2 protein-coding genes and 1 pseudogene are annotated in these 3,152 nt (G+C 66.3%); 2 read left to right on the top strand and 1 reads right to left on the bottom strand.

The annotated features are described in order from the left end of the window. A partial coding sequence (locus ON45_RS20180; protein WP_040496513.1) for a C40 family peptidase occupies positions 1 to 1,134 on the bottom strand: 1,134 nt, incomplete at its 3' end. 133 nt (positions 1,135 to 1,267) lie between these two features. Here ON45_RS20180 and ON45_RS20175 point away from each other — a divergent pair. After that, positions 1,268 to 2,152, top strand: a complete 885-nt coding sequence (locus ON45_RS20175) for a hypothetical protein (protein WP_148288801.1) — start codon at positions 1,268 to 1,270, stop codon at positions 2,150 to 2,152. Between the two features lie 99 nt (positions 2,153 to 2,251). Then, a pseudogene (locus tag ON45_RS20170) lies at positions 2,252 to 3,152 on the top strand (hypothetical protein); the annotation flags it as partial.

Raw genomic sequence — 3,152 nt, 5'->3', positions numbered from 1 at the left:
GCCGACGTGGCTGATCGGGCTGTAGTAGAAGATCAGGTCGCCCGGCTGCGCCGCACCCTGGCTCACGTGGGGGATCGAGGCGTACTGCTGCGCCGACTGGTGCGGGAGATACACGCCGGCCTGCGCCCAGGCGTAGGCGGTGAGCCCCGAGCAGTCGAACGACACGCCGGGGTTCGAGGTGGCGTAGCGGTACGGGACGCCCTGCTGGCTCATGGCAGCGCTGACAGCGGTGCCCGCACGTGAGCTGGGCGGCGGTGCCGACGGTGTGCTCGGAGCCGGCGTGGAACTGCCGCCGCCACCGCCGGAGCTGGAGCTTGAGTTCGAGCTGGAGCTGCCACTCGAGCTTCCGCCGCCACCCGAGTTCGAGTTGGAGCTGCTGCCGGAGTTCGAGTTGGAGTTGGAGTTTCCACCACCGCCACCGCCGGAGTTCGAGCTCGCCTGGGCCTGCGCCGCAGCTTCCGCCTGGGCAGCTTCGATCTCGGCCTGGACACGAGCGGCCGACTCGGCGGCGCGACGTGCCTCTTCCTCGGCGATCAATTCACCGAGTTCGGCCTCGGCATCGATCCGGGCCTGCTGGTACTCGGCGGTCTTGGCCTCGGTGTCCTCCTGCGCTGAGGTCAGCGAGTCGGCGAGTTCCTCGGCTTCGGCAATCTTGTCGTCGAGCGCCACGCGGTCTTCTTCGAGGTCGCTGACGAGTGCATCGAGTTCGTCGGTGCTGACGTCGCCGGCGCTCAGCGCCACACGGGCCAGCTGATCGCGCTGGAGTACGTCGTTGATGTCACCGCTGTCCTCGAACAGCGGACCCAAGGGAGTCGTGCCCGAGCCGACGAAGGACCGCACGGCCATGTCGCCGAGTTCAGCGCGAAGTTCGGTCAGCTCGCCTTCCTTCACCCCGATCTGGTCCTCGAGCTCGGTGATCTCCTCACCGAGTTCGGCCTGGCGATCGATGGCGATGCCGTATTCCTCACCGATCACGCGCGCCTGTTCCTCCAGGCGCTCGAGCTCATCGACGATGCTCTCGACCTTGTTCCGCTGTTGATCGACTGGGCTTGCTGCGGCCACGTGGGGGTTCATTGCCGGCACGACCAGCGCAATGATGAACGCGACGGGAGCAACTCGAAGGAAGTGCTTCACGGGCGTGAACTCTACCGAATATGACGATGACGTTGCGAAATGACGTCGAAATTCACGAAACACTCGTCACAGGCGGCCGGCGCAGGAGTGGCGTCGCCGGGGCGCGCTCCGCAGACGCTGTCATACTGACCCGATGTCATCGAGGCGTCGATGGTCCCGACTCTCTGCGGCCGCGGTCGCCATGTCCGCCATCGCTGCTGCATGTTCCGACGAGAGTGGCCCGGCCAGCGAAGCGACGTCTGCGGGAACGCACGGGGCGACCTCGACCACCGAGCCCGTACTCTTTCAGCGATCGACGGATGCGCCGTCGGACGAGGCGGGCGGCTCCGCCATCACCGAAGACTCGGAGTCCGACGGCGGCACCAGCAGTTCGGTTTCCACCGTCGATCGCGTGCCGAACACCGGGACACCGGGCACCGACGCGGAAACGAGCGACACCGAAACCGTGACGACCGTCGGCGAGATTCCCACCGCGCTTGCGGCTGCCACGCTCTCGACCGATGAGGTCGGGGTGCCCGACACCTGGGCGATCCGCGATGCTCACACCGAAGCGCAACTGGATGGCGACGACCGTGCGATCGCGTTCGGTGTCCTGCCGTGCGCACTCGGACCACCATTGGCACGAACGGACGATCTCTGGCTCCGACGCCGCTATCTCGCACCGACCGAGCCCCTCGACGATGGATTGGTCGCCGTCGAGATCGTCGCCGAACTCCAGGACGACGCTGATCTCGACACTCGACTCGACGAGCTGGACGGCTGCGCCCCCGGCGACGTGGCCAGCATCGAAAGGATCCGGCGGGAAACGTCGTCGACGGGAAGCCCCGTGACCCGCGCTGCCTACTCGATCTACGCCAGCCCATCTGCGACGGCGGCGTTTCCCAGCCATCATTCGGTCGCGATCGCGCACTCGAACGGCCTGACAGTCACCGTTGTGCACTCCGGCGTCGACACGGGCCAGTCCTGGGAGACGGAGGCCAACGAACTGGCGAGCACGGTTCTGGAGCGCATCACCTGAACGGGTGAGGCGGAAGAACTTGCGCCGGACCCATTGTGTCCCCCGTCCGTGGGCACCTACCTTCGCGTTCGAACATCCCGACTCCCAGGAACGGTGCTGATGAAGTCACTTCGCAACCTCCTTGCGCTCGCTCTACTGGCAACGACCGTCGTCCTCGTCAACAGCCACTCCGAACCTGCGGACGCGGCAGCAACCCGCGTCTTCACCGGGGCACCGGGAGCTGCGACGATCGGGATCATCGGTGACTCGTCGCTGGCCGGCGTGCGGTGGTCGAACTCGTACGGCCCGTTGTCATCCATCAACTACTCGTTCACCGCCGAGTCGTGTCGGCGAACGACCACGCCGAGTTGTCGAGGACGTGAGGGATACGCCCCGCCGACCGCCCTGCAGGCGCTCCGCTCGCGCAGCGGCCAGTGGGGTTCTGTTCTCGTCATGGTCATGGGGTACAACGACCCCGGCTCATCGTTCGCCCAGTCGATCGACGCCATCATGGCCGAGGCCAAGCGTCAGGGAATCGACAAGGTGATGTGGCTCACCATGCGAACCGCTGACGTCTCATACGTCTCGCCGACCTTCAGGTCGAATTCGTACACCTTCCTCGACAACAACCGGATCCTGCTGCAGAAGGCCAGCGCCTACGGCGGACGACTGCAGATCGCCGACTGGGCGACCTATACGGCCAACAAATCGTCATGGTTCACCTACGACGGGGTCCACTACACCCAGGCTGGCGCCCTCGGTGCGGCGGACTACATCGCGCGCGAGGGGGCACGCGTCGCCGCCGGGTGGAACATCACACCCGGTTCGACCCTCCGATGCGGTGGTCGCGCCGTGACGCACGTCGGAACGGCCGGAAACGACCGGCTCGTGGGTTCGACCGGAGCCGACGTTTTCTTGGGTCTCGAGGGGAACGACTCGATCTCCGGTGCCGCCGGCAACGACGTGGTCTGTGCCGGGCACGGCAATGACACCGTCTACGGCGGCGCCGGCAACGACCAAC

Source organism: Ilumatobacter nonamiensis YM16-303, from assembly GCF_000350145.1.
GTDB classification, from domain to species: domain Bacteria; phylum Actinomycetota; class Acidimicrobiia; order Acidimicrobiales; family Ilumatobacteraceae; genus Ilumatobacter_A; species Ilumatobacter_A nonamiensis.
This window is presented reverse-complemented; position numbering and strand designations above follow the sequence as displayed.